The sequence below is a fragment of the Methylobacterium sp. EM32 genome (genome assembly GCF_040593685.1).
GTDB lineage: Bacteria > Pseudomonadota > Alphaproteobacteria > Rhizobiales > Beijerinckiaceae > Methylobacterium.
This window is the reverse complement of the sequence record NZ_JBEXZS010000272.1, coordinates 1-4,625: the sequence shown is the minus strand read 5'-3', so window position 1 is coordinate 4,625 and position 4,625 is coordinate 1. Positions and strand designations below refer to the sequence as shown.

The 4,625-nt window shown below is 70.4% G+C and carries 5 protein-coding genes and 1 tRNA gene; 5 read left to right on the top strand and 1 reads right to left on the bottom strand.

What is annotated here, in order from left to right:
* Positions 1-160 precede the first annotated feature (160 nt).
* The 5 genes from ABZT49_RS33880 to ABZT49_RS33860 all read left to right on the top strand — a co-directional run bounded on the left by ABZT49_RS33880 (position 161) and on the right by ABZT49_RS33860 (position 3,868).
* Entirely contained in the window at positions 161-514 is a 354-nt protein-coding gene (locus ABZT49_RS33880) for a hypothetical protein (RefSeq protein WP_355292960.1), read from the top strand.
* 579 nt (positions 515-1,093) lie between these two features.
* Positions 1,094-1,888: a DNA-binding protein gene (locus ABZT49_RS33875; protein WP_355292958.1), complete on the top strand. Its 795-nt coding sequence runs from the start codon at positions 1,094-1,096 to the stop codon at positions 1,886-1,888.
* Positions 1,889-1,893: 5 nt separating this feature from the next.
* Positions 1,894-3,375 (top strand): M48 family metalloprotease, encoded by a 1,482-nt coding sequence (locus ABZT49_RS33870; RefSeq protein ID WP_355292956.1) that lies wholly within the window; start codon positions 1,894-1,896, stop codon positions 3,373-3,375.
* Between the two features lie 87 nt (positions 3,376-3,462).
* A tRNA-Gly gene (locus tag ABZT49_RS33865) sits at positions 3,463-3,536 on the top strand.
* Positions 3,537-3,691: 155 nt separating this feature from the next.
* Positions 3,692-3,868 carry a hypothetical protein gene (locus ABZT49_RS33860; protein ID WP_355292954.1) on the top strand — a complete coding sequence of 59 codons (177 nt, stop codon included), beginning with the start codon at positions 3,692-3,694 and terminating at the stop codon, positions 3,866-3,868.
* Between the two features lie 149 nt (positions 3,869-4,017).
* On the opposite strand, the gene ABZT49_RS33855 is transcribed toward ABZT49_RS33860, so the two are convergent.
* Positions 4,018-4,563, bottom strand: a complete 546-nt coding sequence (locus ABZT49_RS33855) for a Hint domain-containing protein (RefSeq protein WP_355292953.1) — start codon at positions 4,561-4,563, stop codon at positions 4,018-4,020.
* Between the last annotated feature and the right edge of the window lie 62 nt (positions 4,564-4,625).

Here is a 4,625-nt window from a genome sequence, read left to right as displayed (position 1 = left end):
CAAATTTGCCCCGGTTACTCGCGAAGCTCTCTAGGTCTTTGATTTTGCCGCATTTTCTTCGCCCAACCGGCGGCCACTTGGTCGGAAAATGCTCTAGGCCGGGCGCGACTGAGGCCGTGCCGCGCGTAATGCTCCCGGACGATCCGGCCCGGATGCCAGCATGTCGGAAAATAAGTGGGAAATTTTCCCACGTCAAGCTGGTGCGTCGAGACACGCCGCGCTGCGCCATCGGGCCAGTGTCGGATTGTCACAGGAGGCCGATGTCTGCTTCACCGGCGCCTCGCTTCTTGCTCGGCGCTCGACCCGCCGCATCCGACGTCCGAAATCCGCGTCGGTGGGCGGCGGTGCCCCGCAAAACCGGCGCGCCAGTCTCCTCGCGCCTGTTGCTCGCGGCGTCCTCGAAATCCGCCACGCAGCCGGGCAGGCGACGGGCGTGGGCTCGCGCGGCGGCGACCGGGTATTGCCCTGGAGGCTCCCCTTCCTCGTCGCCATCCCGGTCCATGGGCGGGCATGAAGGACCGCAGCCCGGCCGGGAAGGCCTGCCGGAACGATCAGGTGCCGTGCCTGTCCCGCAGGACGTCGTCCATCGAGCCCATGGCCCGCCAGCACCAGCCGGTTGTATGACCGGCGGTCCGCAAGGCACTGATTCTGGCAGAGTTTCGGCCCGGACAGGGGCTCGAGAATGCGTGGCGTCCCCGGCAGGGCTCGAACCTGCGACCCCAGGTTTCGTACCACTTCGGCTTTCGCCGCCGCCGCGAGGCGTTCGTGGTCTGGACTATCCCTTCACCGTAGCCCCGCAAGATGCCTTGCCGGACCCTTAGGTGCCGCCCGTCTAGTCTCTACACCTTCCCGGCCTGGCGGGCCGGGCTTGGCTCGGGATCGGCGTGAGCCGCGAGAGGGCTCGACGCTTTCCCCGACTTTGAGCGGATCCGCCGCGCAGTTTCCCGGCGCGACGCCCAATTCGGTTTAGGAAACCTGTGCTCTGTCCAGCTGAGCTACGGAGACCCACGGCGAGCCTCTTACCATCCCGGCCCGTTTCCGCCAACCTCGCCGGCACCGAGTCGGCCGGATCTCCACCACGGGCTTTTTTTGCATGAGAGGACCGATCGCGGCTTGTCTCGGCCTCGCGCTCCTCGCCGGGGCGGCGGCGGCGGCCCCGCGGGGGCGCGAGCCGCCGGCCTGCCGCGGGCGCACCGCCGGGCAGGACCGGATCGAATCGGTGGCCGCCCGGGGCGATCTCGTCCTCGCCTCCGGCCGGCGGGCGCGCCTCGACGGCCTGCGCTGGCCCGACGACCCGGCGGCGGCGGCGGCCGCGCGGGCCTGGCTCGCCGGGCTCGCCGGCCGTCCGCTCGCCACGCGCGAGGCGCCGGAGCCGGACCGCTGGGGCCGAATCACACTCGACGCCGCCGCCCTGGACGAGGCCCCGGTCGACCTCGCCGGCGGGCTCGTGGCGGCGGGCCTGGTCCAGGTCGATGCCGGGGAGGGCGACAGCCTGTGCCGGCCCGGCCTGCTGGCGCTCGAGGACGCGGCCCGCCGCGCCGGGTACGGGCTCTGGGCCGGGGCGGCGCCGGTGCCGACGGAGGAGGTCGCGCGCCTCAAGGCGATGGCGGGCCGATTCGCGGTGGTGGAGGGGAGGGTGCGCAACGTGGGCGAGCGCGAGCGCCGGACCTACCTCAACTTCGCCCCTTTCGGCACGGAAGGTGTTACGGTCACGGTGTCGAAACGCACTTGGCGGATCATGCTCGAACGTGGTTTCTCTTCCTCAGCGCTTCGGGGGCGGCGCGTGCGGGCTCGCGGCATCGTCGAGCTGTGGCGCGGGCCGACCCTGGATATCGGCGCGGCCGAGATGATCGAGTTGCTGGACGAGGAGCAGGCGCCGCGGCGCTGATCGCCATGGGGTGGTCTTTCACGCGAACACAGCCGGCCCGGCGCCGGGCGGCCGTCCTGCCGGCAGCGGCGCTCGCCCTGCTCGTCGGCGCCTGCACGGCCGACCAGACCGGCGCTTTGGCGCCGCAGGTGGCGGCCGTCGTGCCGCCCGAGGCGCCGCGCACCACCGGGCGCGACCGGCCGGCGAACGACGCCGACCACGCCAAGCTCGTCGCCTCCTTCGGCGGCGAGTACCGGGCGCCGACGGCGCTCCGCCTCGTCAGCGACGTCACCGACCGCCTGGTCAAGGCGACCGAGCGGCCGGACGAGACCTACGCGGTGACGCTGCTCGATTCGCCCGTGGTCAACGCCTTCGCGCTGCCGACGGGCCGCCTCTACGTCACCCGCGGGCTGCTCGCGCTCGCCGACGACACCTCGGAACTCGCCGCGGTGCTGGCGCACGAGATCGCCCACGTGACCTTGCGCCACGCCAGCGCCCGCACCGAGATGGCGCTCCGCTCCGAGCTCGTCAGCAAGGTCGTGGCCGACGTGCTCAACGACCCGGCGACCGGCGCCCTGCTGCAGGACCAGTCCCGCTTCGTGCTGGCCCGCTTCTCGCGCACGCAGGAATTCGAGGCCGACCAGACCGGGGTGCGCACGCTGGCCCGCGCCGGCTACGACCCGTTCGGTGCCGCGCGCTTCCTTACCGCGCTCAACCGCACCACGGCGCTCCGCGCCGGGGCCGGTCTCGCCTCCGAGCCCGACATGCTGGCGACCCATCCGAGCACGCCCGAGCGCATCACCCAGGTGACGCAGGCCGCGCGCCGCATCGGCGCCCCCGGCCTCGGCGTCGACGACCGCAACCGCTACCTCGCGGCGATCGACGGCATCGCCTACGGCGACAACCCGGCCGACGGGCTGATCCGCGGCCGCCGCTTCATCCATCCGCGCCTCGGCGTCGCCTTCGAGGCGCCGGAGGGGTTCGGGCTCGACAACACCGCCCGCGCGGTCCTCGGCACCACCCCCGACGGCAACCGCCGCCTGCTGTTCGACGCCGTCGAGACCAATGCCGGCCAGGGCCTCGAGGAGGTGCTGAAGGCGACCTGGAACGACGCGATCGAGACCGGCAGCTTCGAGAACCGGATGCTGAACGGCTTCCCGGCGGTCACGGCGGTCTCGAAGGGCAAGGACTGGTTCTTCCGCCTCGCCGCGGTGCGGGTCGGCACCAACACCTTCCGGATGATCATGGCGGCCAAGGGCACGATCGATCCCGAGCCGGCCTTCGGCCGCTGGCTGTCGAGCATCGCCCTGGTCACGCCCGAGGAGGCGCGCAGCCTCAAGCCCCTGCGCATCCAGATCGTCACCGCCGCGCCCGGCGACACTGCCGAGAGCCTGGCCCAGCGCATGACCGCGGTGGACCGGCCGCTCGAGCGTTTCCAGGTCCTCAACGGCCTCGACAAGGGCGTGCCGTTGCGGGCGGGCCAGCCCTATAAGCTGGTGGCGGAATAGGGGAGGCGGGGCACGGTCGCGCGCGGGCCGATTCCCGTGCCGCCCCGCTTCTCAACCCGGATCGACCATGCTATCTGGGCAGCCGCCGCGGGTGTAGCTCAATGGTAGAGCAGCAGCCTTCCAAGCTGAATACGAGGGTTCGATTCCCTTCACCCGCTCCAGCTTTTCCACCTTGCAATGCAAGACCTTAGGCTGCCCTACCGTTGGGCTCGCGTTCCCCACGTTCCCCGTCGCGTTCCCCATGCCTGTTCAGGTCTCGTTCTGGCTCGCCCGGTGCTTGAGCCGGAGGTTCGCCACTCTCTAAGGCCTGGCCGAGGTGCTGATCATCCTGCGGGACCTGCGAGAGAGTGGTCGGCAGCAGGTCGAGCACTTGGCTCGGATCGCGAAATGCGTGCGGGTGACGCGGGAGGAGACGAAGGCCCAGACCGACCTGCTGCGCAGCATCGACCGCGCGCAGGTCATCCATAACCGGACCGTCGATCGGCACGAGTAGCGCGCCGGAACCAGCCCCGCCGCCGGCCCGTTGACCGGCGACTTCACTGTACCTCCGAGACCCCGCCTTCAGCCCCGCCGGCAGCCGCCAAGCGGGGCGCTTTCGTTTCTGGCCTACGCGGCGATCCAGGCGAAGCGCCCGGCCTCGTCTCAAGCGCAGGACGCGTCAAGCAACATGGCGAACACGCCCGATAGGCGTACCCGCTCCGCCTCGACCACCGGACCCTCGACCGCCACAGGCCGGCAGCGGCCGTACTCTCCCGCCGGCACAAAGTCGGGATCGACGAGCGGCCCGTTCGCGCCCGAGAACCATGAGCGGCTGCCCATATCGTAATAGCTCTCGGCTGGCAGGCCCTCGGCGAGCAGGATGTCGTGACTGTCGAGCTCGACGTGCCAGTAGGTTATCGTGGCTGCCGGCTCGCGAGCGATGGTCGTGAAGTTGATGAGGTACATGATCGGCACGAGGTAGCCGCCTGCGCCGTCCGCATCGGCCCCAACGAGAACGGGGTGGCCGGGGGAGAGACGTAGGTCACGAGTGGGCATCCCAGGATCAAAGGCATGCGCCGCGATCCGGATCGGCTGGGCCTGAACCGCTCTGGGTTTCTCGGAGGCTGTTTGTCTTGGGTCAGGCGGCCAAGGCTTGGTCGCTGACGTGGGTATGATACCATTTCCGTCTGATGTGTTCAGCTTAGGCATTTATCTTGGCCGTATTGTGTAGCCAGTGGAAGCTTGTGCGCGATTGGATGGTGTCGGGCTGC

Bases quoted from the DNA above. Each gene is read 5' to 3' on its own strand.
- ABZT49_RS33880 (WP_355292960.1), top strand. From the start codon at position 161: ATGTCGGAAAATAAGTGGGAAATTTTCCCACGTCAAGCTGGTGCGTCG.
- ABZT49_RS33875 (WP_355292958.1), top strand. From the start codon at position 1,094: ATGAGAGGACCGATCGCGGCTTGTCTCGGCCTCGCGCTCCTCGCCGGG.
- ABZT49_RS33870 (WP_355292956.1), top strand. From the start codon at position 1,894: ATGGGGTGGTCTTTCACGCGAACACAGCCGGCCCGGCGCCGGGCGGCC.
- ABZT49_RS33855 (WP_355292953.1), bottom strand. From the start codon at position 4,563: ATGCCTAAGCTGAACACATCAGACGGAAATGGTATCATACCCACGTCA.